At 59.3% G+C, this 23,528-nt stretch carries 20 protein-coding genes and 1 pseudogene; 11 read left to right on the forward strand and 10 right to left on the reverse strand.

Features of this window, described 5'->3' with window-relative positions:
- Positions 1 to 11 precede the first annotated feature (11 nt).
- From JZX88_RS10365 to JZX88_RS10375, 3 genes are all read right to left on the reverse strand, one after another.
- Positions 12 to 1,703 carry an amidohydrolase gene (locus JZX88_RS10365; protein ID WP_206913479.1) on the reverse strand — a complete coding sequence of 564 codons (1,692 nt, stop codon included), beginning with the start codon at positions 1,701 to 1,703 and terminating at the stop codon, positions 12 to 14.
- Between the two features lie 69 nt (positions 1,704 to 1,772).
- The gene (locus JZX88_RS10370; RefSeq protein ID WP_006311664.1) at positions 1,773 to 2,453 is read right to left on the reverse strand and encodes a hydrolase; all 681 of its coding nucleotides are present in this window, start codon (positions 2,451 to 2,453) and stop codon (positions 1,773 to 1,775) included.
- A gap of 94 nt (positions 2,454 to 2,547) precedes the next feature.
- Positions 2,548 to 3,414, reverse strand: a complete 867-nt coding sequence (locus JZX88_RS10375; RefSeq protein ID WP_142857465.1) for a pirin family protein — start codon at positions 3,412 to 3,414, stop codon at positions 2,548 to 2,550.
- Positions 3,415 to 3,555: 141 nt separating this feature from the next.
- Between JZX88_RS10375 and JZX88_RS10380 the strand changes: the two genes are divergently transcribed.
- Positions 3,556 to 4,482 (forward strand): LysR family transcriptional regulator, encoded by a 927-nt coding sequence (locus JZX88_RS10380; protein WP_206913480.1) that lies wholly within the window; start codon positions 3,556 to 3,558, stop codon positions 4,480 to 4,482.
- Between the two features lie 42 nt (positions 4,483 to 4,524).
- Here the strand turns inward: JZX88_RS10380 and JZX88_RS10385 are convergent, their stop codons facing one another.
- Entirely contained in the window at positions 4,525 to 5,463 is a 939-nt protein-coding gene (locus JZX88_RS10385; protein WP_206913482.1) for a LysR substrate-binding domain-containing protein, read from the reverse strand.
- A 146-nt stretch (positions 5,464 to 5,609) separates the two neighbouring features.
- Between JZX88_RS10385 and ycaC the strand changes: the two genes are divergently transcribed.
- Positions 5,610 to 6,236 (forward strand): isochorismate family cysteine hydrolase YcaC, encoded by a 627-nt coding sequence (ycaC, locus tag JZX88_RS10390; protein ID WP_174030414.1) that lies wholly within the window; start codon positions 5,610 to 5,612, stop codon positions 6,234 to 6,236.
- 143 nt (positions 6,237 to 6,379) lie between these two features.
- Here ycaC and JZX88_RS10395 read toward each other — a convergent pair whose 3' ends face one another.
- Positions 6,380 to 7,816 (reverse strand): PLP-dependent aminotransferase family protein, encoded by a 1,437-nt coding sequence (locus JZX88_RS10395; protein WP_206913483.1) that lies wholly within the window; start codon positions 7,814 to 7,816, stop codon positions 6,380 to 6,382.
- A gap of 116 nt (positions 7,817 to 7,932) precedes the next feature.
- On the opposite strand from JZX88_RS10395, the gene JZX88_RS10400 reads away from it, so the two are divergent.
- The 3 genes from JZX88_RS10400 to JZX88_RS10410 are packed head-to-tail and all read left to right on the forward strand — an operon-like array spanning position 7,933 to position 9,687.
- Entirely contained in the window at positions 7,933 to 8,169 is a 237-nt protein-coding gene (locus tag JZX88_RS10400) for a thioredoxin family protein (protein ID WP_142857474.1), read from the forward strand.
- 16 nt (positions 8,170 to 8,185) lie between these two features.
- Positions 8,186 to 8,935, forward strand: coding sequence for a glutamine amidotransferase (locus tag JZX88_RS10405; RefSeq protein ID WP_110756498.1), 750 nt, complete (start codon positions 8,186 to 8,188; stop codon positions 8,933 to 8,935).
- The gene (locus JZX88_RS10410) at positions 8,932 to 9,687 is read left to right on the forward strand and encodes a YggS family pyridoxal phosphate-dependent enzyme (RefSeq protein WP_206913484.1); all 756 of its coding nucleotides are present in this window, start codon (positions 8,932 to 8,934) and stop codon (positions 9,685 to 9,687) included. Before JZX88_RS10405 ends, JZX88_RS10410 begins: the two co-directional genes overlap by 4 nt.
- Positions 9,688 to 10,059: 372 nt before the next feature.
- On the opposite strand, the pseudogene JZX88_RS10415 reads toward JZX88_RS10410, so the two are convergent.
- Positions 10,060 to 10,507 (reverse strand): annotated as a pseudogene (locus JZX88_RS10415) (ISNCY family transposase); the annotation flags it as partial.
- A 171-nt stretch (positions 10,508 to 10,678) separates the two neighbouring features.
- Between JZX88_RS10415 and JZX88_RS10420 the strand changes: the two are divergent.
- On the forward strand, positions 10,679 to 11,641 hold the full coding sequence (locus JZX88_RS10420) for an ornithine cyclodeaminase family protein (RefSeq protein WP_206913485.1): 963 nt from the start codon (positions 10,679 to 10,681) through the stop codon (positions 11,639 to 11,641).
- Positions 11,638 to 12,042, forward strand: a complete 405-nt coding sequence (locus JZX88_RS10425) for a RidA family protein (protein WP_206913486.1) — start codon at positions 11,638 to 11,640, stop codon at positions 12,040 to 12,042. Before JZX88_RS10420 ends, JZX88_RS10425 begins: the two co-directional genes overlap by 4 nt.
- An 89-nt stretch (positions 12,043 to 12,131) precedes the next feature.
- On the opposite strand, the gene JZX88_RS10430 is transcribed toward JZX88_RS10425, so the two are convergent.
- Both JZX88_RS10430 and JZX88_RS10435 read right to left on the reverse strand, forming a co-directional pair.
- Complete coding sequence (locus JZX88_RS10430; protein WP_065114169.1) at positions 12,132 to 12,770, reverse strand: RraA family protein; 639 nt, start codon at positions 12,768 to 12,770, stop codon at positions 12,132 to 12,134.
- A 60-nt stretch (positions 12,771 to 12,830) separates the two neighbouring features.
- Complete coding sequence (locus tag JZX88_RS10435) at positions 12,831 to 14,147, reverse strand: MFS transporter (RefSeq protein WP_246753462.1); 1,317 nt, start codon at positions 14,145 to 14,147, stop codon at positions 12,831 to 12,833.
- Between the two features lie 548 nt (positions 14,148 to 14,695).
- Between JZX88_RS10435 and JZX88_RS10440 the strand changes: the two genes are divergently transcribed.
- On the forward strand, positions 14,696 to 15,946 hold the full coding sequence (locus JZX88_RS10440; RefSeq protein ID WP_206913487.1) for a Zn-dependent hydrolase: 1,251 nt from the start codon (positions 14,696 to 14,698) through the stop codon (positions 15,944 to 15,946).
- 147 nt (positions 15,947 to 16,093) lie between these two features.
- Here the strand turns inward: JZX88_RS10440 and JZX88_RS10445 are convergent, their stop codons facing one another.
- On the reverse strand, positions 16,094 to 17,053 hold the full coding sequence (locus tag JZX88_RS10445) for a LysR family transcriptional regulator (RefSeq protein ID WP_065114173.1): 960 nt from the start codon (positions 17,051 to 17,053) through the stop codon (positions 16,094 to 16,096).
- 492 nt (positions 17,054 to 17,545) lie between these two features.
- Here JZX88_RS10445 and JZX88_RS10450 point away from each other — a divergent pair, with 492 nt between their 5' ends.
- Together JZX88_RS10450 and JZX88_RS10455 are read left to right on the forward strand one after the other, a co-directional pair.
- Positions 17,546 to 18,421 carry a LysR family transcriptional regulator gene (locus tag JZX88_RS10450; protein WP_206913488.1) on the forward strand — a complete coding sequence of 292 codons (876 nt, stop codon included), beginning with the start codon at positions 17,546 to 17,548 and terminating at the stop codon, positions 18,419 to 18,421.
- Between the two features lie 171 nt (positions 18,422 to 18,592).
- On the forward strand, positions 18,593 to 19,648 hold the full coding sequence (locus tag JZX88_RS10455) for an alkene reductase (RefSeq protein ID WP_206913490.1): 1,056 nt from the start codon (positions 18,593 to 18,595) through the stop codon (positions 19,646 to 19,648).
- A gap of 730 nt (positions 19,649 to 20,378) precedes the next feature.
- Here the strand turns inward: JZX88_RS10455 and JZX88_RS10460 are convergent.
- Positions 20,379 to 21,380 carry a LacI family DNA-binding transcriptional regulator gene (locus tag JZX88_RS10460; protein WP_065114176.1) on the reverse strand — a complete coding sequence of 334 codons (1,002 nt, stop codon included), beginning with the start codon at positions 21,378 to 21,380 and terminating at the stop codon, positions 20,379 to 20,381.
- A 151-nt stretch (positions 21,381 to 21,531) separates the two neighbouring features.
- On the opposite strand from JZX88_RS10460, the gene JZX88_RS10465 reads away from it, so the two are divergent.
- On the forward strand, positions 21,532 to 23,457 hold the full coding sequence (locus JZX88_RS10465; protein WP_206913492.1) for an ABC transporter substrate-binding protein: 1,926 nt from the start codon (positions 21,532 to 21,534) through the stop codon (positions 23,455 to 23,457).
- The last annotated feature ends 71 nt before the right edge of the window (positions 23,458 to 23,528 follow it).

Consider the following 23,528-nt stretch of genomic DNA (forward strand, 5'->3'; position numbering starts at 1 on the left):
TTTATCCGCCCTTAACGCGACACCCCGGACACGGCCATCTGGTCGTGCACGACATTGCCATTGACGATGGTGAGAACCGAACGGATTCGGTCGATCTCTTCGGCGGGAATGGTGAGATAGGATCTATCGAGGACCGCCAGATCGGCGAGCTTGCCTTCTGTCAGCGTGCCGCGGCTTTCTTCGGCAAAACTGATCCACGCGGCGTTTTTGGTATAAAGCCGCAATGCTTCCTCGCGGGTCAGCAGCTGATCCTCCGGCTTCCGGATGGCATTGCCGAGCGAACGTCCCGTCACGTGATATTCTATGGCCTGCCAAACACCGAAAACACCGATCCGGGTCGAATCCGTCCCGCCCGCAACCATTATGCCCCGGTCCAGCGCCTGCCGCGTCGGCGGCGACATCTCGACGATCTTGCGCGAATTCGCCCGCAGAATGGACGGGCCTTCGAAATAGGGACCCATCTGCACGCTGAACGCAATATCGAGCCGCTTCATCCGATCGAGCGTCCGCAGGGAACCGGTATTCAGATGCGCCATTGCCCAGCGAAGGCCTTTGAGCGGATAGGTCTGATCGACCACTTCGAACACGTCCAGGATCGCGCTCGCCGCATCGTCGGTATAGGCATGGATCTCCAGCGGAATTTTCCGTTTTGCCGCAAAAGTGGCGACCCGCGCGAGTTCAAGACGGGAGGCTTGAGGCGGATTGAACCCGGACCCCATAAGCACACCGTCATTCATGCCGAACACCAGATTTTCACCCATGCCAAGGAAATTGACCATTCCCTCCGGTTGCACCGCGGGCCGGAAGGCCATGACATCGGTGAACCAGGCGGCTTCATTGCCCGGTTGCAGCGCGGGTATGCGATAACCCACGCGCAGCGTCAGTTTGCCTTGCCGCTGCAACGCGAAGACCGGTTCATAGGCCTCCGCCGGACCGGCGGATGGGTCAACGAGGCCGGTCACGCCCACCTGGTTCAGCCGCTCGAAAAAGGCCACCAGACTGGCTGTCTTCGCCTCTTCGCCGGTCCGGTCGATTGCGGCGAACAGGGCGTTGAACGCACCGATATGGCCGTAGAGCTTGCCGGTGGCGACGCCTTTTTCATCACGTTCGATCCTGATACCAGGGGGAACGGCGGGTTCGGGACTGTCGAGCTTCAGTCTTTCCATACCTTTGGTGTTCAGCAGGGCATAGTCGTAGAGATATTGCACATATGCGGGATGATCGGGCACCGCACGATCCAGTTCCTCGACGGCGGGCGGCCGCTTTTCATCGAACTGCTCGGGAATCCATGAGCCGCCAACGGCAACCCATGCGTCTCTTGGCCGTGCTCTTGCCGCCTGCGCAAGACGGTCCAGCGCTTCTGCAAGCGAAGACATGTCATACCAGTAGGTCTCGAACTTGTAGGTCTGGCCACCCCGAATGGCATGGATGTGGGTATCCACCAGACCCGGAATGACGGTTCTTCCTTCAAGATCCACCAGTCGCGTGGCGTCCGTTTTCAACGCCCTGACCGTCTCGTCATCACCAATGGCGGAAATGCGGTCACCAGCAATCGCCAGTGCGCTGGCGCGCGGTCTGCTGTCATCCATCGTTACGATGGCACCGTTATAGAGGATCAAATCCGGGCTTCCGGCAAGGGCCGTACCGGCCAAAAGAAACCAGCCCGCCGCCAGAAAAGCCGTTTTACCTAAAGCTTGCCTCATGGTCCCGAAACCTCCTGAAAATAAACCACAGGGGCGGCGCAAGCTGCGCCGCCCTTTTGCCTCTTGCGATCAGCCGCGCTGTGAATCGAGCTGTTCGTGGTTCTTCTCGACCGCCTGCGCCTTCATGTAGCTTTCGATCAGAAGCTGGTAGGGAGGGAAGATCTTGGTGTAGACTGCCGCCCATTCCTGGGCATCGTCGCGATGCCATGTCTTCTGCAGTTCCGAGGCAACCGCAGCCGTGTCCATCGGCACCACGCCGGCCTGAACCACCCGTGCGAGGGTGATTTCCTGCGCCATCTTGGAATAGGTGCCGGAAGCATCAACAACCGCAAACACCCGGTAGCCATCCTGAACCGCTGCAATCGCCGGGAAGGCCATGCATACGCTGGTAATGGTGCCGGCAATGATCAGCGTCTTGCGGCCAGTCGCCTTGACGGCGGCGACGAACTCCGGATTGTCCCAGGCATTGATCTCGCCACGACGCGCCACATATTGCGCATGCGGTGCATTTTCATGGATTTCCGGGATCAGCGGACCATTGGGCCCCTGCGGTACCGATGCCGTGGTGATAACGGGCATCTTTGTCAGCGTTGCCATTCTGGCAAGCGCTGTGGCGTGGTTGCGCAGAACAGGCATCGGCATGTCCGCCACCGTCTGGAACAGACCACTCTGGTGGTCGATCAAAAGCATCACCGCATCATCGGGATCGATGACAGGCCGCTGGCCGTTAAAATTGGCAGGTGTACTCATTGTAAGTCTCCTTGGTTGGTAGGCATGGACTTGTGGGCCGAAATCACTTCCGCCCGGTGAGGCCCGTGGCTCCTTGCAAAGCCACGGGAATGGCTCAGGCAGGAATGCCGCCGAATTTTCCGGCTCGGAAATCCATGAAGGCTTCCTGCAATTCTTCAGGCGTGTTCATGACGAACGGCCCCTGCATGGCAACCGGCTCGCCAAGCGGCGCACCGCTCAGCAGAAGCACCGTTGCGTCGCTGTCGGCGGTGATCTCGAAACTGCCTCCCTCGCGATCAAGCATGACGAACTGGACGTCCCGTGCCGATCGCGTCCCGTTGACCGTGATGGTTCCGCGGAGAACGGCAAGACCGGCGCTATGCCCTTCCGGCAGATCGAATATCGTGCGCCCTCCCTGCGTCAGGCGCAAATCCCACACATTGATCGGCGTGAAGGTGCGCGCCGGCCCCTTGTGCCCGGCATAGTCGCCGGCGATGACACGCACGGTTCCGGCATTGTCCGGCAGCGCCACGGCGGGAATATCGCCGTCGAGCACGGTCTGATAGGCGGGCGGCGCGGACTTGTCCCTGGCCGGCAGGTTCACCCAGAGCTGCACCATTTCCAGCGTACCGCCCTGTTTCGTAAAGGCCTGCGAATGGCGTTCCTCATGCAGGATGCCGGCAGCGGCCGTCATCCATTGAACATCGCCCGGACCGATCAGACCGCCACTGCCGGTCGAGTCGCGATGCTCCACCTCGCCCTGATAGACGATGGTCACCGTTTCGAACCCGCGATGCGGGTGAGCGCCGACGCCCCGTGGCGTCTTGCCCGGCGCAAACCGTTCCGGCCCGGCATAGTCAAGATGCAGGAAGGGGCTGATATGTTCGCCCTGGGTCATGTACGAAAGCATGGAACGAACCGGAAATCCGTCCCCCACCCAATGCGGCGATGTGCTGCTGTAAATACCAAGAACCTGTCTCATCATAGTCTCCTGGATGCCCTTCTTTCTTGCGAAGGGTCACTGGTGATCGTGTGAGAGCAAAATAGTTCTGGAACAAACTGGCCGGTAGATCGAAGATCAGGATATACCGTCCTGAAAACAGGACAATGAAAGGCCACCATCATGACCGATCTGAACGATCTGCGCCTCTTCGTCGACGTTGTGGAACAAGGCGGGTTTTCGGCCGCCGCCAGGAAACTGGACGTACCCCGCTCACGGCTGAGCCGCCGCATCGGCCTGCTGGAGGAGGATCTTGGCGTGAGGCTGGTGCAGCGCACGACCCGGCAGTTTGCCATTACCGAGATCGGCCAGGAGTTCTACCGCCATTGTCTGGCGATGGTGGTGGAGGCCGACGCCGCGCTGGAAGTGATCGATCGCATGCGGGCAGAACCGCAGGGCACGGTGCGGGTCAGCTGCCCCGCATCGGTGATCTATTTTCAGGTTGGAGAAATGATCGCCCGCTTCATGGCCAGATATCCCAAGGTGAAAGTCCATCTGGAAAGCACCAACCGCCGGGTGGACGTCATTCGCGAAGGTTTCGACCTTGCCATCCGGGTGCGGTTTCCACCGCTCGAAGACAGCGATCTCGTCATCCGCAAGCTGGCGGAAAGTGAGCAGCGGCTGGTCGCAAGTCCGAAAATCGTCAAATCAGGCATCACTGTTCCGGCCGATCTCGTCAATATGCCCGGCCTCGCCTGGGGTTCATCCCACAGCAGTTTCGAGTGGAACCTGCTTGGTCCCAACGGAGCCTCGGCGGCCATTCCCTATCAGCCGCTGCTGATCACCGATGACATGGTGGCCCTGCGGCTTGCAACGCTCCAGGGCATTGGCGTCTGCCAGTTTCCCACCATGGTCGTCAGGGAGGATGTGGCGGCGGGGCGGCTGATCGACCTCCTGCCGGACTGGGCGCCACGAAGCGGCATTATCCATGCCGCCTTCCCGTCCCGCCGCGGCCTGCTGCCATCCGTGCGTGCGCTGCTGGATTTTCTGGCGGATGAATATGCGATGATTTCGGCCGAGGAGAAAACAGCGGCCGTTACCAATAAATGACCGCTGCGGCGCATCAGCCGGAACCTGCCCACGCGGCCTCTGTTACATCGCGCCCGTTTTCCGCAGGAAAAGACTCTCATCGATTGCCTGTCGTTGCGCGGCACATTCCCGCGCCAGAAAATCGATCAGCGTGCGCACCGATGGCAGCAGACCGCGCCGTGAAGGAAAAACGGCGTGCACGATGCCCGATGCAGGGCGCCATCCTGACAGGACAGGAACCAATGTGCCGGCGGAAAGGTCCTGCCAGATCATCATCGTCGGCAACTGCACGATCCCGGCACCGTCAAGCGCCGCATCGCGCAGGGCGGCCATGTCATCCGTGAGGAGACGGGGGCGATGCGGGATGACCACCCGTTCACCATTCTCGCTTTCCAGCCGCCATTCGTAATTTTGCGAAGCGGATGTCCATGCAAGGCTCGGCAACCCGGCCAGATCGGCGGGCGTCGTGACGGGTGTTTTAAGGAGCCCCGGTCGCGCGACGAGATATTGCGAACTGTCGTCCAGTTTCCGCATCATCAGATCGGCCTGTTCCAGCGGCGGAAAACGCACGCGAATGGAAACGTCGAACCGTTCACCGATCACATCCACCCGGCGATTGGTGCTCTCCAGATGCAGGTCAACCTTGGGATAGGCGGTGAGAAATTTGGCGAACAGGGCGCCAAACTGGAATGAGATCAGCGCAGTGGGGCAGCTTACCCGCAAAAGGCCCCGGGGTTCGTCGTGATGCTGCGCAATCAACGCATTCGCGGCCTCCGCCTCGACCAGAACAGCCAGGCAGCGACGATAATATTCCTGCCCGATATCGGTAACGGAGAAACGGCGTGAGGAACGCTGGATCAGGCGAACGCCCAGCCGTGCCTCCAGCAGCATGATACGGCGGCTGAGCTTGGATTTCTGCAGGCCGATGGCGCGGCCGGCCGCGGCAAAACCGCCGTGGTCCACCACCTGCACGAAATAATAAAGATCATTCAAATCATCCATCGTCTCACTGATAGAACGCAGCGTCGATTATGACAACCTTTTCCCGATTTTGTTGCTGATATAGCTTTAATTCATTCCACAGACGCCGACCGCAAGACCAATCATACGGGCGGCGATCCAACCTCGGCTCATGAAAGGACACGTCAATGACCAAGCCATATGTACGTCTCAACAAGGACGATGTTGCCGTTCTTCTCGTCGACCATCAGACCGGCCTGCTGTCGCTGGTACGGGATTTCGATCCGGACAAGTTCAAGAACAACGTTCTTGCACTGGGCGATCTTGCAAAATATTTCAAACTTCCGACCGTTCTCACCACCAGCTTCGAAGACGGGCCGAACGGGCCGCTGGTGCCGGAACTGAAGGAACTGTTCCCTGACGCGCCTTACATCGCCCGCCCCGGCCAGATCAATGCCTGGGACAACGAGGACTTCGTCAAGGCGGTGAAGGCGACCGGCAAGAAGCAGCTGCTGATCGCTGGCGTCGTGACCGAAGTCTGCGTGGCCTTCCCCGCATTGTCAGCCATCGAGGCCGGTTTCGACGTATTTGTCGTCACCGACGCATCAGGCACCTTCAACGAGGTCACCCGCCATTCGGCATGGGACCGCATGAGTGCGGCCGGCGTGCAGCTGATGAGCTGGTTCGGCGTTGCCTGCGAACTGCATCGGGACTGGCGTAACGATATTGAAGGGCTGGGCGCGCTTTTCGCGAACCACATTCCCGACTACCGCAACCTGATGACCAGCTACAGCACGCTGACATCCAGAAAATAAACCGTCGCGGCAGCAGGCGAACACGCTGAACCTGCATCGAGACCATATAAGAAGGGTTTGCCCCCTTGTTGGACGGCGCCGGGCCAAAAGCCCGGCGTTTCCTGTCTTCGCAAAGCACATTCCCGCGGATCGCAGGCCTGCCATTACGGTCCCGCCTGTTTCAATATTCTCACCGCCCGCTCAAGCTCCGCTTCCCTGAGGCTGGCAAAGCCGAACCTGAAAGCTTCCGGCGGATGCGCGGGATCAAGCGCGAAGCGAAGCCCGGGAAGAATGCCAAGGCCAAGCCGGCCAGCGTTCAGCGCCCAGCTTTCAGCACTCACCCCCGGACGTATGCGCAGCCAGATGGCCAGCCCACCGGCGGGCAGCGTGAAATCCGCCACTTCGGAAAAATGCTCGGCAAGCAGGGCGGCGGCATGACCCCGGCGCGCATGATAGATCCGCCGTGCCTTGCGTGCATGACGCTTGAGCGTGCCATCGAGGATCAACTCACCAAGGGCATGTTCCAGTGGCAGGTCACCCTGCCGGTCAACCGCTTCGCGCAGATCGGCCATCCGGCGCAGCAGGATCGGCGGTGCAACCGCGTAGCCGATACGGATCCCCGGTGCGATGAGCTTGGAAAGCGACCCGATATAAATAACAGGCGTTTCCGCCTCCGCTCTGGCAGCAAGCGGCAGGACCGGACGCCCATCGAAGCGATATTCATGATCATAATCGTCCTCGATGATCGTCAGACGGTGACGGCGCGCCAGATCGAGCAAACGCAATCGCCGGGAGACGCTGAGGGTGGCAGTGGTGGGATATTGATGGTGCGGCGTGACATAAATGGCTCTGAGCGTTGCGTCCCGTGCCGCGAGCTGTTCCAGCGCATCAATATCGATCCCGCCGGCATCCACCGGCACCCCGACAGTCCGGGCTCCTGCCGCGCGGAATGCCGCCCAGGCCAGCGGATAACCCGGATTTTCAACCGCGATGGCCGAGCCAGGCTCGACACAGGTTGCGGCGGCGAGGAAAAGCGCCATCTGGCTGCCGCGTGTCACCATGATATCGCCGGCATCCGCCGCAAGCCCACGCTCGTCCTTGAGGTAGTCAGACAGCGTACTTCGCAGATGGGCGCTGCCGCGTGGATCGCCATAACCATGATCGGCGCTGAATACGGGCGAATTCAGTGCACGGCGAAATGCCTGCGCCAGCGGCACGGTCGGCGCCAAGCGAGAATCAGGCGCGCCATCGGAGAGGTTCAGCACCGGCTGCAAGCCAGATGCGGCACTGGCCTTCCTCGCACCGTCGGGCTCCTGTATGGGCCGGTGTTGTGCAAAGTCCGGCAAGTCTCCTGCAACGAATGTGCCCCGCGATGCCTCGGCCACCAGCCAACCCTGCATCAGCAGCTCATGATAGGCCGCATCCACCGTATTCCTGTTCACACCGAGGTTTTTCGAAAGTGCGCGGGTACCCGGCAGGGGATCACCGGGTTTCAGCCGCCCGCGTTCGATCTCCGCAATGATCGCCTGCGCTATGGCAAGAAAGACAGGCTCCCCCTCCTTCTGCCGCCATTCGATCACAAGTGTCGCGCCCTTGCCCATCCGGCATATCCATTTTCTCAAATCCGGCTCATCACACTAGGCCGGATAGGATTTATTGCATGGCAGATACCGGCGCGACAACCCCGTCGCTCCGATGAAGCCGAAAGGAAAATACGATGGCCGAGAAAGCAATATTCTATCATGCCGGATGCCCGGTCTGCGTCGATGCGGAGCAGCGCTTCGCAGCCGCCCTCGACAAAAGCAAATTCGACGTCGAGATCGTTCATCTGGGAGAAAACAAGCTTCGCCTCGCGGAAGCCGAGCGGGCGGGCGTCAAGTCCGTGCCGGCTTTCGTTATCGAAGGCACCGTCTATCATATAAACCACGGCGCCGATCTTGCAGCCCTTCGCTGATGCCGGGAGCAGGATGATGCCGAAGACTGCAACAGCCATTCGCCACGTTCATTTCGAAGATCTGGGCAGTTTCGAAAGCGTGCTTTTCGAAGCCGGTTACGACCTGCGTTATTGCGATCTGGGTGAGGTGGATCTTGCAACCTTCAAGCCGACGGAACCGGATCTGCTCATCATACTGGGCGGTCCGGTCGGCGTTTACGAAACCGAGGCCTATCCCTTTCTTGTCGAGGAACGGGCCTTGATCCGCCATCGACTTTACACGGGGCGGCCGATCCTCGGCATCTGCCTCGGCGCGCAACAGATCGCTGCTACACTCGGCGCCAATGTCGAGCCGATGGGCTACCAGGAAATCGGCTTTTCGGAACTGACGCTGACCGATGCGGGACGGCTGGGGCCGCTGCGGCATCTTGAGGGCGTCGCCATGCTGCATTGGCATGGCGATACCTTCGAAACCCCGAGGGAAGCGACCAATCTGGCAACAACGCCTCTTTGCGCAACGCAGGGCTTCGCGATTGATCGCAACGTCCTGGCGCTTCAGTTCCACCCCGAGGTTGATGCGGGTTCCGGCCTTGAAAAATGGCTCGTCGGCCATGCCGCTGAACTGGCGAATGCGGGGATCGATCCGCGCACCATGCGCAGGGATGCCCTGCGTCACGGACCAGCGCTGCGCGAAGCCGCCCGCAGGATGTTCGCCGAATGGCTGCAGGACCTCGATCTTGAAAACGAAATGGGCCACTACAACACGCACAGGCTGGCTCACACATGACCTGCACTCCCGAAAAGACGAACACTCTTGCCACCAACCTTTCCAGCGTCACGGCGCGGATCGCCGCCGCCGCGTCGCGCGCCGGCCGGCCAGCCGAAACGGTCCGCTTCGTGCTGGTCACGAAAACGATCGAGGCCGAGCGCGTCCGCGAGGCCATCCGGCTCGGCGCAGGCGATCTCGGTGAAAACAAGGTGCAGGAAGGGCGCAGCAAGGCCGAAGCGCTTTCCGGCGAACCGGCGCAATGGTCGATGATCGGCCATCTTCAGTCCAACAAGGTCAAGGATGTCCTGCGCTTCGCCTCTGAAGTACAGTCGCTCGACCGCCTGTCATTGGCGACAGCGCTTGAAAAGCGCCTGCAGTTTCTGGGGCGCGGTCTGGACGTGCTGGTGCAGGTCAATACATCCGGCGAAGCCAGCAAGTTCGGCCTGACGCCCGATGCCGTGGCCCCTTTCCTCAAGGAGCTCACCGCATTTGACGCATTGCGCCCAAGGGGCTTCATGACGCTGGCAACCTTCACGCCGGAAGAAACGGAGGTACGCCGTTGCTTCCGTGTTCTACGCGACATCCGCGACCGTGCACTTTGCGATGCACCGCAAGGACCTGCGCTGACGGAACTGTCGATGGGGATGTCGGGAGATTTTGAATGGGCGATTGAAGAGGGAGCGACGATCATCCGGGTTGGCCAGGCAGTTTTCGGCCGACGGCTGCTTTCTGCGTCCCATTACTGGCCCGGCGCTGCGGGAGCTATGTGAGGTATCCGGAGGCGGCGATGTTGGACGGCTTTCTTGTCTGTCTTGTTTCTTGATCTGGTTGCAGGAGCCTGACTGCACGGAGACTTGTAAATGCAGCTCGATAGGTCCGGCATTGGCAGAAATCATTTTCTCCTCCGACTCGCACTGAAAGAAACCAGGCGCTCCATGTGGAATGGTATCCGATGCGGGGCCATCTCCAGACAGTCTGATTTCGGAGGTCAGGCATCGATAAGCTGTCGCTAGGCATGCTGTGCCCTTGCCAACTGTTTCCGACTCCATTTTGGCAACTTGCGCTTCGCTCGGGCAACGGCCGCTTGCTGCCTACACGGTTATCGGGCGGTGGAGCAGGCGACAGGCTTGTTTTGAGTATGATCCGCGATCCTCAAACCAGCGATGCTCCAACCCGTCGATCTGCACCAGCGCGCCATAGGCTTCGCGTCACAACCGCGGCTGATAAAATCTCCGGCGCTGCCTGCGTGACAGCCATGGTCCGGCCTCTGACATCCGGCCGCGCACCGTCTCGCGCAGTCAACTTCTCCGTCGCCAAGGTCGGCCCGAAATCCGCATAACGTTCGCAAACCAGCGTCATCGCATAATCCCGAACCCCGTCGCTGATCAGATTGTTCGATGGCCGGCCGATCGCCTTGCGCCGGATCGACGCCGCGCCGCCAATTCGTATCCGCTCCAGCACCCAACGCACCTGGAGCGTGTTCAGGTCAAGCACGTGTGTCGCTGACACCATGGTCATCCGACCGGTGATCACTTTTGATAAAATTTCGATCCGCCGCAAATCGCGCTCGCTCATCGCCATCGATCCCATCCGCAATCTCCCAGGCATCGTTCAAACCCGGGGAACGTGACATTCCGCCTTTGCGGCATGCGTTTATGTTGCCTTCATATAGGCTATAAATAGAATAGCGAGATTCGACGTTATAAAACGCACTGACTTGCGCCATTTTGACCTCCGCCAGAAAGCTGAAGGGAGGCGCACATGCTCATGATCAATTCACAGGAAACAGCCGGTCTTTTGCCGTTTGACGGGCTCATCAAAGCGCTTGCTTCCGCCTTCGCGGAAGGTTGCGAGATGCCAGTCCGGCACCATCACACGATCGATGTGCCAGATGAGGCCGCCGCGACACTGCTGTTGATGCCCGCCTGGCATGGCTCCCAGCGGTCCTCTCGTTATCTGGGGATCAAGATCGTCACCGTTTTTCCTGGAAATGCTAACAGAAACCTGCCGGGACTGACATCGACCTATATGCTTTACGACGCACAGACCGGCATCCAACTGGCCACGCTGGACGGCAATGTCATTACCGGCCGCCGGACTGTTGCGGCGTCGGCGCTTGCAGCGGATTATCTGGCGCGCAAGAATGCCAGCCGGCTTTTGGTGCTGGGCGCCGGCCGCATCGCGAGCCTCATTCCCGACGCCTACCGGGCCATCAGACCACTTGAGCAGGTGGCCGTCTGGGATATCGATCGTGGCAATGCCGAACGGCTGGCGCAAACCATCGAAGCGTCGGGGCTTGCGGCCACGGTGGTCGATGATCTGGAGAGGGCGGTTGCCGAGGCCGATATCGTCAGCGCCGCGACGCTCGCCACCACGCCGCTCATCCGGGGCGCGTGGCTGCGCCCCGGCACGCATGTCGATCTCATCGGTGGCTTCACGCCCGGCATGCGCGAGGCGGATGACGAGGCCATAAGCCGTGCCTCGGTCTTTATCGATACGGAGGAAGCGCTGCACGAAGCGGGCGATCTCGTTCAACCGATCGAAGCGGGCCTGTTTTCTGAGGAGAGCGTCAGATCCACACTTGCCGGACTTTGCAGGGCAGACCGGTTTGCGCGCAGTGGTGATGATGAGATCACGCTCTATAAGGCTGTCGGAACCGCACTTGCCGATCTTGCGGCGGCCACCATGGTCTATGAGGCCGCGACGCTGAACGGAAAAGGATGACAGACATGGCCAAACGCGAAATCCTTGAAGTGCCGGTGGTTTCAGAGGCGATCCGCCGGCTGGGAGCGCCGACCTCGGCGCTTGTCCGCTCCGGCAACATCATCGCCACCTGCGGCATGCCGCCCGTCGATCTTGAAACGGGCGACATCGTCAGGGGCGATATCGCCGCCCAGACCCGGGCCTCGCTGGAAGCCCTGCGGGTGACACTGGCTGCAGCGGGCGCCACCTTCGAAGATGTGATCAAGACCACCATCTATGTCACCGATGCAGCATTAATGGGCACAGTGAACGACATATACCGCGAATATTTCGCAGCCGGGTTCCCGGCGCGCACCTCGGCAACCATCAAACCCTGGTCCTTGCCCTTCGATATCGAAATCGAGTGCCTCGCTGTCCTCTGAGGTCAGGTGGGCATGAAAAAAGGGTGCGTCGGCCGGATCGGCTGACGCGCCCACAAGCATTTCCCGGGGCGCAAGATTGCAGGTCGGCTTTACGTGGACTGCTCCAGCGGTGAAAGTCCATAAACCGCCACGATATCTTCCCCCTTTTCGAGCCTTGCAACGATGCCGGGCTCCTTTTCCTGAATGGCGAGAGCATGCCGTGCCGTTGCCAATGCTTCCTCGGGTGGCAAAATGCACACGCCGTTTTCATCGGCCAGCACGATATCGCCGTTCTGAACCTTGACCCCGCCGCAGACAACCGGCCCCGCGACATTTCCCCGACCTCTGAGCTTGGTGGTGATGGGCGAGCGCCCCCGGCACCAGACCGGCAAGCCGGCGCTGCGGATCGAACCAATATCCGTGACATAACCATCGAGGATGATGGCGGTGACACCACGCGCGAGCGCTGCGGCGGTCATGACCGCGCCCCAACAGGCGTGCCGATCGTCGCTCAGTCGCTCGATAACGAGGATATCGCCGGGCATGGCGCGGGAAAGGGCATGCGGAAGCGCCGTTCCGTCATCTCCCGGCAGGCTGACGGTCAGCGCGCGACCGGCGATGCGAACGCCATCGATGACGCATTGCATCGCCGGATCCATAAATCCATCCGATCTGAAATGACCGATCGTCGCCGTCTCGACGCTCCGGAGCAGTTCGAGCGCCTCATTGATTGTGTCGGGACTTTCCATTGACTTCTCCAAAAGAAAGACGCCGGCGTGGGGCCGGCGTCCGTGATATGGCAATATGGATCAGTTGGTCTTGGCCAGATCGCGTTTCACGGTCTCGGTCAGCGCCAGCAGGGCGACGGCAGAGAGCAGCGCGGAGCCGATCATGTACCACGCAACGGATGCGCCGCTACCGGTTGCGGAAAGCAGCCAGGTGGTGATGACGGGAGTAAGCGCGCTGCCCAGAACCCCCGAGAGCATATAAGCGATGGACAGGCCCGAATAGCGAACCTTGGTGCCGAAAAGTTCGGCGAGGAAGGTGGCGATCGGGCCGTAATTGGCGGCAAAGGCCGTCATCATCAGCAGGTAGCCCGCAAGTGCGCCGGCAAAGGTGGCGGTATCCATCAGCCAGAACATCGGGAAAGCGACGAGCGCTTCGGCCAGAATGCCGCCGAGAATGACCGGCCGGCGGCCGATCTTGTCGGAAAGCAGGCCGAAGAGCGGCAGCAGGAAAATACACGCCATGCAGGAAATCAGCACGATCACCAGCATTTCGTTGCGGGAGATGTTGAGCGCCTGCGTACCATAGCTCAGACCGAAGGCGACGATAAGGTTGAAGGACGATCCGGTGGACATGGTGGCAATGCCGCCAAGAAGAACCGTCTTCCAGGATTTGGAAAGCAGTTCGAAGAAGGGCACGCGCACGGTCGCCTCTTCGGTCTTCACCTTGGCGAAGGACGGCGTTTCGGCGGTGTTGAGCCGAACATAGGCACCGACAGCGACCAGAAGAATGCTGACGAGGAACGGAATGCGCCAGCCCCAGGAAATCAGGTCCTCGGGCGCCATCGTGAAACCAATGGCAAGGAAAGCGAGGTTGGCGATCAATGTGCCGGCCGGAACACCGATCTGCACCCAGGAGCCATAAAGGCCGCGCCGGTTCTGCGGCGCGTGCTCGACCGCCATCAGCACCGCCCCGCCCCATTCGCCGCCGAGCGCAAGACCCTGCACGACGCGCAGCGCCAGAAGCAGGATGGGCGCCCAGACGCCGATCTGTTCGTAGTTCGGCAGAAGGCCGATGGCGAAGGTCGCAACACCCATCATGATCAGGGAAACAAGCAGCATCGACTTGCGGCCGATCCTGTCACCGAAATGGCCGAAAAGCGCTGCCCCGACGATGCGGGCGAGGTAGGCCGAGGCGAAGGTGCCGAAAGCCAGAAGCGTGCCGACGATTGCGTCGAAGCTTGGAAAGAAGACCTTGTTGAAGACCAGTGCCGAAGCGGTGGCGAAGACGAAAAGATCGTACCATTCGACGGTGGTGCCGATGACGCTTGCGACGGCGATCCGCCGAACGCCGACCGGCTGTTTTTCGACGGAGCCCACGAGTGCGGTTTCCCCTTGCATGAACATTCCCCTTTATGTTGCCGTGAAGGAAAACGGGGAAACGACGAAGCGGAGCGGCCGCATGCCGAAGGCATGAGATGCCGATAGCCATTTCCGGCGGAGCAACCGTTTTTCGGTTCTCTCCGTCAGTCCGACATGCTGCGATGTTCCCCTGTTTTGCGCAATGATGGGAAAGCGGGAGGCTCCCGACAAATAGATAATGCAGATTTCTTCCATAGGGCGGCGCTATAGACCAAATCCTGAGCATTTTCGGGCATCTCGGCGCCGAATATAAATTTTGAAATAGATAATAAAATCAGAGAAATATCGTAGGCACTGTTTTTCTTTGCCGCTCGGCTGCGCAGCCCCTGCCTGTCTTTTGACCGGCTGAAATTTCTTTTTCGACCGGAAAAAACGCCACTCTTATTCTAAGTATCGAATCTATCTATTTTTGAATTTTCCGGTTTGGTCTTATCCCCTTTGTCACTCCATGGACTGAAAAGAGGTCGCCTGCGGGCTGCCGGTTACGCCGGGGCATTGCAGCAGCGAGACCATAACAGGGGACCGAAATGAAGAGATTGAGCAATATCCGGCCAGACATGTCACGCCTTTGGGCAACGCTGATGCGTTCCGCCGAAATCGGCGCGACCGAAAAGGGCGGCCTGAAGCGGCTGGCGCTTTCCGACGAGGATGCGGCGATGCGTCACCAGTTCATTCACTGGTGCGAGGAGGCGGGCCTGACGGTCAGGATCGACGCCGTCGGCAATATCTTCGCCGAACGGGCAGGAGCCGATGCGGATGCCAAGCCCGTACTGGTCGGCAGCCACCTCGACACGCAGGTTCATGGCGGCCGCTTCGACGGTATTCTTGGCGTGCTGGCCGGGCTGGAACTCGTGCGCACACTGAATGACCATGCCATTGCCACACGCCGGCCGATCACCCTTGTGAACTGGACCAACGAGGAAGGCGCGCGTTTCGAGCCGCCGATGATCGGTTCGGCGGTTTTTACCGGCGCCAAGGCGGCGGAATTCGCCTATTCCCGCAAGGATCGCGATGGCTTTACGCTTGGCGGCGAGTTGGAGCGCATCGGTTTCAAGGGTAAAGACGCGATTTCGGCGGAGGCTTTCGACAGTCTGTTCGAGCTGCATATCGAACAGGGGCCGCGTCTGGAGGCAGCGAGCAAGCAACTCGGTATCGTCACCGGCGCCTTCGGCGTGCGTGGTTTCGTGGTGGAAGTACACGGCGAAACCGGCCATGTCGGCCCAACGCCGATGCCGGCGCGCAAGAACGCGCTGGTGGGCGCGGCTGAGGTGACGCTGGCAATCAACGAGATCGGCTGGGCTAATCACGAGACCGGCGGCAAGTCCACGACGATGCGCATCAGGGCGGAACCCAATCTCCTTGGCGCGCTGCCGAATTTCGTGGAAATGACCTGCGACATGCGCCACCCCGATGATGCGGTGGTCAGCACCATGTTTGATGCCTTCAAGGCGAGACTTCCCGAGCTGGAAGAGCGGTCCCGTTGCAGGATCGTCGTCAAGGAAGGCTGGGCCTATGGCGGCATGCATTTTGACGCCGGCTGCATCGAACTCATCCGCAATGCCACGGGTGCTTTCGGTTATTCCTCGATGGACCTTCTCACCGAGGCAGGGCATGACGCCATGCATGTCGCCGAATATCTGCCGACAGCGATGATCTTCACACCGTGCGAGGGCGGTCTTTCCCACAACGAGGCGGAAAATGTCACGGTTGCTGACATCGAACCCGGTGTGAACGTTCTCGTTCAGGCCGTGCTGGAACGCGCAAACCGGGCGGACTGAGCTGGAGCGCTTTCGCTTTTCTATGAAGCGCGAAAGGGCTCCAATACCCTGTTTTAGCGTATTCCCGACCGGCAATGCCGGGTCCGGTTTCGCTGGAAAATACTTTGAATGGAACGGCGAACGGTGTGATCACTTTTCGCCGTTTTCCTATTCTCCACCCGGTTCCACAAGGGCGGCCGCAGCCTGGGCATCGAAAAGCTCGTTTTCGAAAATCGTCAGGAACGCCTGCTCGGCGCCGCCGAGTTCCATATCGGGGTTGCGGAGGAAATAGGCGTCGGCTCCCAGCGAATCCTGAAGCAGCGGGATCTGCCAAAGCTCGTCTTCCTCAAAACCGCGCGCCGCATCCAGTGGCAGAATGCCCACGCCGATGCCGGCGATGATCATTCGCCGGACTTCTTCCATATGCGGGCTGGAGCCGACGGTCCATTTGCCGAGCCCCACGCCGTCGCGGAGGGCGATCATCGGCTCCAGCGCGCCGCCTTCCTGGCTGCAGGCGAAGGCCACGAAGGCTTCCTGCCGCAATTCCTCCATGGTGATGTCGCCACGGCCGTAAAAGGGATGGGAAGCACCGCAATAAATCCCGAATGTTTCCCTGAGCAGAAATTTGCAGTCCATTCCGGCGAGCGGTTTCGGCAGCAGGCAAATCCCGAAGGTAGCCTGTTTTTGGCCGATGGCACGAACGATATCCTGCGTATTGGCGACATCGATGCGGATGGTGACGGATGGATGGCGCCGCCGCAATTGACGAAGAGCCTGATCGAGCTGTGGAAGCACGAGATTGGTGACAATGAGGACACGCACCTGACCCGTCAGATCATCCGCCTCGGTCGACAGTTTTTCGCCGATACGCTCGACACGCAGGAAAATTTCGGCACATTCTTGGCGAAGCATTTCACCCTGGACCGTCAGCACGAAACGGCGGCTGTCGCGCTGAATCAACTGGCACCCCAGCGTTTCCTCCAGCTTTTGCAGGGCCGCAGTTACGGAAGGCTGGCGCACGAAAAGCCGGTTGGCCGCCCGTGTGATGCTGCCTTCCTCAACGATGACCAGAAAAGTCCGCAGCAGGTTCCAGTTCAAATGCTGGATGCGGGGCGTGTTGTTTGGCAACTATCGATCCTCAAAAACAGCGTTGGCGGTTTCGCTATAATTTATTCCTGAACCAATAGCGATTCTTCATCGGAGAGTTCGACTACCCAGCTTGCGAAATGGCGGCGTCAACCTGCCAGACACTTTCTTGGCCTTCAGGACAATGGCATGTATTTTTTGTGCCGGAAAAGATGGGAGCGTCAGGTATTCCCGGTCAAAAACCTGGCCGCCAATTTCCACCGCATCAAAAACCGATATGCCAAAGGCACTCTCAGCAAGGTATGTGCCTGCAAAGAGATATCGAGCAGCATAACCACTGACAACGGCTGGAGCGGTGAGCGACGTTTGCCGAAGGTGCCCAGGGGGTACATATTCTGGGACAGGGCATTATTGCAGCCTCAAGCATGCTTCACCCCGAGGCCCCACAGACCGGGCAAGCGCATTGTTACCCGCTCAGATTTTGGGATAAATAGGCTAGCCTTGAAAAACTGATCCATCTGCGGAGCAATAGAAATGATGCATCTCGACGACATGGCCCTGTTCGTTGAGGTCGTAAAAATGAAGAGCTTCCGCCGGGCGGCCGATAGCCTCAGTATGCCAAACTCCACGCTGTCTCGCCGGATTAGCGGGCTGGAGAAGAGCATCGGTTTGAGGCTCCTTCATCGGACCACCCGGAAGATCGAACTGACTGAGGCGGGGCAGATTTATTTCGAACGCTGCAAGCGCATTGTCGATGAGGCGCGGCTTGCGCATGAGCAACTTGGCGAGATGCTGGAGCAACCGAGCGGCATCTTGCGCGCTTCACTGCCGGTCGACTTTGCAACGACATATCTTGCACCGCTGATCGCCAAGTTCTCTGTTTGCTATCCGGGCATCAGCTTCGAATTCGATCTTACGCCGCGAAACGTAGATCTGGTCGCGGAACCGTTCGACGTTGCGATCCGTATGGGATCGCAATCGGATTCCGCTCTTATAGCGCGCCCCTTGGCCAAGCTAACGCCTTACCTTTATGCTTCGCCCAAATACCTTGAACGGTTCGGTGAACCGACCCAGCCTTCGGATCTCTCACGGCACGAATGCCTCGACTTTCCGAAGGCGGCACACTGGAAGTTGAACAATGGAAGTCATTCTGTCGAAATTCCAGTCGGCAGCCGGTTCCACCTCAATAGCCGAGGCATGATCTGCCGCCTTGCAACACTTGATCTCGGCATCACCCTCATCCCGCCGGAGGTTGTCGCAGAGTATCTCCCCGATGGTCGGCTGCGTCGTATCCTTCCCGAGTGGCAGGGGACGCCCTTGCCGGTCTATGCGCTTACCGAGACACGGTTGTTGCCGGCAAAAACCCAGCGTTTCATCGAATTCCTGCGCGAGCATCTGAAGCAAGCATGAGCCGGATCGTACACCACAATTATTGCTCCATTTATGGATCAATGATTTCCTGTTTACCGGATTTATCCCGGATTAAGCTTATCCCATATCTAGGTTGGCATCCTGTCTCGACGGATTTCCCGAGACAAACACAGCATCCGCAGTATCAGTGCGAACCGGAGATATTTGACAATGACCGACATCTGGCAGCCTATCACGCTCGGCAACACCGAGTTTCCCAACCGTTTCGTCATGGCCCCGATGACCCGCTCACGCGCCAACCCTGATGGCACGCCTGGCCCCCTCGCCGCTGAATATTATGCGCAACGCGCCAGCGTCGGCCTGATCGTCAGCGAAGGAACTCAGCCTTCCGACGATGGACAGGGGTATCTTACCACGCCGGGCATCTACACCGACGCCCATGTCGCCGGCTGGAAGAAGGTTACCGATGCGGTGCATGCAAAAGGCGGCCATATCTATATTCAGCTCATGCATGCCGGCCGCATGTCACATCCCGACAACACGCCGCATCATCGTCAGGGCGTGGCACCGTCGGCGATCGCACCGGGTGCCGGCATGTTCACGGCGACCGGCATGCAGGATATTCCGACCCCACGCGCGCTGACCACCGAGGAAGTGCGCCAGACGGTAAGGGACTTTGCCTATGCGGCCAAGCGCGCGATCGAGGCGGGTGCTGACGGCGTTGAGATCCACGGTGCGAATGCCTATCTGATCCAACAGTTCCTGGCGCCGAGCGCCAATGTGCGCACGGATGAATACGGTGGATCAATCCAGAACCGGGCCCGTTTTGCAATTGAAGTTGCCAGAGCGGTCACCGAGGAAATCGGCGCCGACAAGACCGCGATCCGTCTTTCGCCCGGTACGGCGATGTGGGGCATCGACGAGGGTCCGGAAGGCCCCGAGCTTTATCGCCATCTGGTCGGTGTACTCGACAAGCTGAACCCTGCTTATGTCCACATCATGCACCAGGGCAATGAGGAATTGCTGACCGACATCCGCAAGCTGCGTACCGGTACACTGATCGTCAATCGGCCGGGGCGACCTCGTGACCAGATCGGTGCCGATGTCGCGTCGGGTCTCGCCGACATGGAAGCCTATGGTGCGATGATTCTGGCAAACCCGGATTTCGTCCAGCGCATGAAGACGGGCGCCGCCTTCAACGAAGCCGACCGCATGACGTTCTTCGGCGGTGCCGAGAAAGGCTACACTGACTATCCAGCGCTTTGAGCCTCAACAATCGGGCGGGTACAGTCCCGCCTGAACCATTCTCGAAGAGAGCAAGAGCAATGAATGCTCCCATCAAACCCCGCCGTTCCATGAAGAAAGATCATATCGTCGGTAGCTTCAGGATAGATATCCTCTTTCCCAGGTTCAATCCTCGCACAGGTGACAGCGGCTTACGATCGAAGCCAACGCCTATACACCTGAGTTGATTGCGGATTTGAATTCACGGCCTTGCAAATAACCGGGCAATCCGAACGACATTCACCGTTCCCATACCGCGATGAAGCCGTGCGCCGCAGGACGTGCGCACGGTGCTATTGCAAAGTGGTTCGCCCGTCAGAAGATCATCGTCCGCGATTATCCCGATGGCTGCCGGCGTCAGGTCCGGCACTGTCGACAACGGCTGCAACAGGTCATCGTCGAAGTCGAGCGAAACGCGAAGGCACTGGTTCAACACCTGGAATCCGGCGAGGCACCATACCCGGCAGTCTTAAATCAGAACTTGCGCGTGTAAGGTCACTGCACCATTGCCGGATCACGATGATCGAAGAAGCTGCTGGCATTTTCGTCAAGCGAACCGATCGCGGCTATGGCGATGAGGGCGCCGTACCCATGGAGTTGCCGATCTGATGCGCAACGTAGCCGCCCCGGAAGCTGTTTTCCCGCTCCGGCGGTTTACTCAGTAGAGCCATCAGGAAGTATTCATGGCTCCTTGCTTCAGCGATTTGTACGACTACGTGTGCAAGAGCTTCGCCTGCGCAGTGGACTTCCGCTCGATCAGGCGCGACACGATCCTTATGCTACGGGGCGGCTGATCCTGGTTTCGCGGCCGGTCAATCCGCTCTAGCAGCAAGGCAAGCGCGGCGGCTCCAGCTTCGCGACCAAACACGCGAACTGTCGTTAGCGGTGGTGAAATCTGGGTGGCCGCAGAATAATCGCCAAATCCAACGACTGATACGTCATCCGGTATCCGATAGCCCCGACCGAGCAATTCGGATACAACGGTGAGCGCCAGACCATCGTGGGCGCAAAAATATGCCGTCGGGTAAATCCCGTTCGACTCAAGTTTCCCAAGAGCGCCGGCAAAGCCCAGGGTCTCATCAAACTTCATGAGGTGAAGTTCCGCATCACCTGCCTGCTCAATGACCTCGCGCGCGCCGTAATAGCGTTCGTTCCGCCCCCGATAGACCGTCGATCCATAAACATAGGCGATTGTCTTGTGGCCCAGTCCAAGCAAAAACTTGACGACTGCCTGCCCACCCTCATGGTCCGTCCCGCCAACATAGTCAACCTGCTCAAGGGGCTCCGTCCAGCCCATGCGAATGATCGGCCGTCCGACTGCTTCTGCTCTGGCTATCGCATCGCGCGAGTGAGGCCCAGCCAGGATAAGGCCGGAAAATGACTTCGCGTGCTGCGCAAGAATGTCGTCGCCATGCGCCCATCGAACGCGAAGATTGACACCAAGCCGCTCGGCTTCGCGCTGCGCACCCGCCTGAACTTCTTGATTGAGCTCGCTGTTGACCAGATCGACGTCATGGAACACCAAACCGAGCTCCAGCGTGTCATGACGACTTGCCTGCTTGGTATATCCGAGGCGTTCGGCAGCGCCGAGAATAAGCTGGCGCGTCTCCTCGCTCACGCCTGACTTTCCTGCCAGTGACCGGGAGACGGCATATTTTGAAAGTCCGACCTCATCCGCGATCGCCTGTAGCGTAACCCGGTTTTTTGCTCTCATCTTATCCCTCGCAATTACCTAACAATACATATTGCGTCGCAATAAAATTAGCAATCAGTAACATAACGCTTTACCTAACAAAATTCACATGGAATCTCTTTTGTTATCCGAAAAGAGAAAAGCAGATCGGATTTTTGAGGAGGAAAAACCCATGTTTGAGCTGAAACGCCGAGCGTTTCTGGCCGGGACCTCGGCCGCCCTAATCCTGCCGGCATTGCCGGTCGTCGCAGCAAAGTTCCGGGAGGCAGAAAGCCTCAAGGCGAAGGTGGACGCTGGCGAATTGCCCGCACTGGATCAACGGCTGCCGGAAAAGCCGCTGGTGATCAAGCCTCATGAAAGTGTCGGCACTTATGGCGGCACATGGAATCTGGCGCTGGTTGGCGGCGGCTCTCTCTCACATATCTTTCGGTTCCAGGCCTACGAGCCGCTTGTGCGCTATTCACCCGACTGGTCCGGCGTAACGCTGAATGTCGCGGAAGCCTTCGATGCCAACGAAGACGCAACGCAGTATACGATACGGCTGCGCAAGGGCATGAAATGGTCGGATGGGCATCCCTATACCACCGCCGATATCAAATTCTGGTATGATACGGTTCTGACAGACGATCGTGTCGCGTTTGCCGGGCAAGGCCACTGGCGAAGCAACGGCGAACCCGCCAGGCTTGAAGTGGTCGACGAGCAGACCTTCCGGGTTATCTTCGCCGAGCCTAACGGTCTCTTTCCATTGCAGGTCGCATGGTCGAATCTGGACCAGACCACGCGCTGCCCGAAACATTATCTCCAGCAGTTCCACATCGACTATAATCCGAAAGCGGACGAGGCTGCCAAGCAGAGAGGTTTTGAAGGCTGGATCGCCGCTTTCCAGGCAATCGCCGGCTTTCAGGACGACAATTCCTTCTTCCTCAATTCATCGAAGAAGCCTTGCCTGAATGCCTGGATGTTTACGATTGCACCGGGCGAAAACACCGAACGCGCAGTCGCGGAACGCAATCCGTACTATTGGAAAGTCGATACCGAGGGCAACCAGCTCCCCTACATGGAGCGCATCGTCTATCAGATGGTCGCCGACCCGCAGGTTCTTCTGCTGAAGGCCATGCAGGGCGAAATCGACATGATGGACCAGTATATCGGGACACCGACCAACAAGGCGGTGCTTTATGACGCCCGCGCGCAGGGCGACTATGATTTCTACACGCTGACCTCGACGGAGGCCAATGTGATGAATTTCATCCTCAACCTCAACCATAGTGACGAGACGAAGCGCAAACTCTTCCGCAACAGGGATTTTCGTGCCGCGCTTTCCATGTCTCTCGACAGGCAGACATTGATCGACGCCGTGCTGGTCAGTCAGGGGGCTCCGGCCCAGCCTTCGATCAAGCCGGATGATCCGCTTTACAACGAACAGCTCGCTGGTCAGTTTACCGAGTATGACATCGACAAGGCCAATGCTCTGCTCGACGTCATCATCCCCAAACGCGATGATCAGAACTTTCGACTGGACGAGGCCGGCCGGCGCGTCTCGATCATCTTCGAGATCGATCAGGCTCGTCCGATCTTCCTGGATTTCTTTCAGCTTGCGATACCCATGTTCCAGGCGGTCGGCATCGACGCACAGCTGCGCACCATGGATCGCTCGCTGTGGGAAACGCGCGTACGCCGTGGCCGCAGTTTCGATGCCACCGCGCATCAGTTCGGCGCCAATGGCGGCGTCGCGGCAATGCTTGATCCGCGTTATTATGCGCCGACGGACAACAATGCCGTTTATGGCCCCGCATGGTCTCTCTGGTATGTCGACCCGAACAATCCGAGTGCCGAAGAGCCGCCAGAAGAAACCAAACGGCAGCTTGCTCTTTATGATGACCTCAAGGCCAAACCCGACGCGGCCAGCCAGCAGGACGTGATGAAGCAGATCCTGCAGGGGGCCGCCGATAATTTCTACGTCTTCGGCATCTCGCTGCCGTCCGATGGCTACGGCATCGTCAAGAACAACATGCGTAACATCCTGAAGACGATGCCGAACTCCTTCGGCTGGCCAACCCCTGCCCCAACCATGCCGGAACAGTTCTACAAGGTCTGAGCCCACGCGCCTCATACGAATGTCTGCGGTGCCGGCCACGTGCCGGCACCGAACGCTCCCTCATTGTCTGA

Source organism: Agrobacterium sp. OT33, assembly GCF_017313365.1.
In the GTDB taxonomy this organism is placed as follows: domain Bacteria; phylum Pseudomonadota; class Alphaproteobacteria; order Rhizobiales; family Rhizobiaceae; genus Agrobacterium; species Agrobacterium rhizogenes_A.

What these genes read in the sequence shown, in the direction of transcription:
- JZX88_RS10405 (WP_110756498.1), top strand. Translation starts at nt 8,186, where the DNA reads ATGCCGAAGACTGCAACAGCCATTCGCCACGTTCATTTCGAAGATCTG.
- JZX88_RS10430 (WP_065114169.1), bottom strand. Translation starts at nt 12,770, where the DNA reads ATGGAAAGTCCCGACACAATCAATGAGGCGCTCGAACTGCTCCGGAGC.
- JZX88_RS10455 (WP_206913490.1), top strand. Translation starts at nt 18,593, where the DNA reads ATGACCGACATCTGGCAGCCTATCACGCTCGGCAACACCGAGTTTCCC.
- JZX88_RS10395 (WP_206913483.1), bottom strand. Translation starts at nt 7,816, where the DNA reads ATGGGCAAGGGCGCGACACTTGTGATCGAATGGCGGCAGAAGGAGGGG.
- JZX88_RS10385 (WP_206913482.1), bottom strand. Translation starts at nt 5,463, where the DNA reads ATGGATGATTTGAATGATCTTTATTATTTCGTGCAGGTGGTGGACCAC.
- JZX88_RS10375 (WP_142857465.1), bottom strand. Translation starts at nt 3,414, where the DNA reads ATGAGACAGGTTCTTGGTATTTACAGCAGCACATCGCCGCATTGGGTG.
- JZX88_RS10365 (WP_206913479.1), bottom strand. Translation starts at nt 1,703, where the DNA reads ATGAGGCAAGCTTTAGGTAAAACGGCTTTTCTGGCGGCGGGCTGGTTT.
- JZX88_RS10420 (WP_206913485.1), top strand. Translation starts at nt 10,679, where the DNA reads ATGCTCATGATCAATTCACAGGAAACAGCCGGTCTTTTGCCGTTTGAC.
- JZX88_RS10435 (WP_246753462.1), bottom strand. Translation starts at nt 14,147, where the DNA reads ATGCAAGGGGAAACCGCACTCGTGGGCTCCGTCGAAAAACAGCCGGTC.
- JZX88_RS10440 (WP_206913487.1), top strand. Translation starts at nt 14,696, where the DNA reads ATGAAGAGATTGAGCAATATCCGGCCAGACATGTCACGCCTTTGGGCA.
- JZX88_RS10410 (WP_206913484.1), top strand. Translation starts at nt 8,932, where the DNA reads ATGACCTGCACTCCCGAAAAGACGAACACTCTTGCCACCAACCTTTCC.
- JZX88_RS10400 (WP_142857474.1), top strand. Translation starts at nt 7,933, where the DNA reads ATGGCCGAGAAAGCAATATTCTATCATGCCGGATGCCCGGTCTGCGTC.
- ycaC (WP_174030414.1), top strand. Translation starts at nt 5,610, where the DNA reads ATGACCAAGCCATATGTACGTCTCAACAAGGACGATGTTGCCGTTCTT.
- JZX88_RS10370 (WP_006311664.1), bottom strand. Translation starts at nt 2,453, where the DNA reads ATGAGTACACCTGCCAATTTTAACGGCCAGCGGCCTGTCATCGATCCC.
- JZX88_RS10460 (WP_065114176.1), bottom strand. Translation starts at nt 21,380, where the DNA reads ATGAGAGCAAAAAACCGGGTTACGCTACAGGCGATCGCGGATGAGGTC.
- JZX88_RS10425 (WP_206913486.1), top strand. Translation starts at nt 11,638, where the DNA reads ATGACAGACATGGCCAAACGCGAAATCCTTGAAGTGCCGGTGGTTTCA.
- JZX88_RS10380 (WP_206913480.1), top strand. Translation starts at nt 3,556, where the DNA reads ATGACCGATCTGAACGATCTGCGCCTCTTCGTCGACGTTGTGGAACAA.
- JZX88_RS10450 (WP_206913488.1), top strand. Translation starts at nt 17,546, where the DNA reads ATGATGCATCTCGACGACATGGCCCTGTTCGTTGAGGTCGTAAAAATG.
- JZX88_RS10465 (WP_206913492.1), top strand. Translation starts at nt 21,532, where the DNA reads ATGTTTGAGCTGAAACGCCGAGCGTTTCTGGCCGGGACCTCGGCCGCC.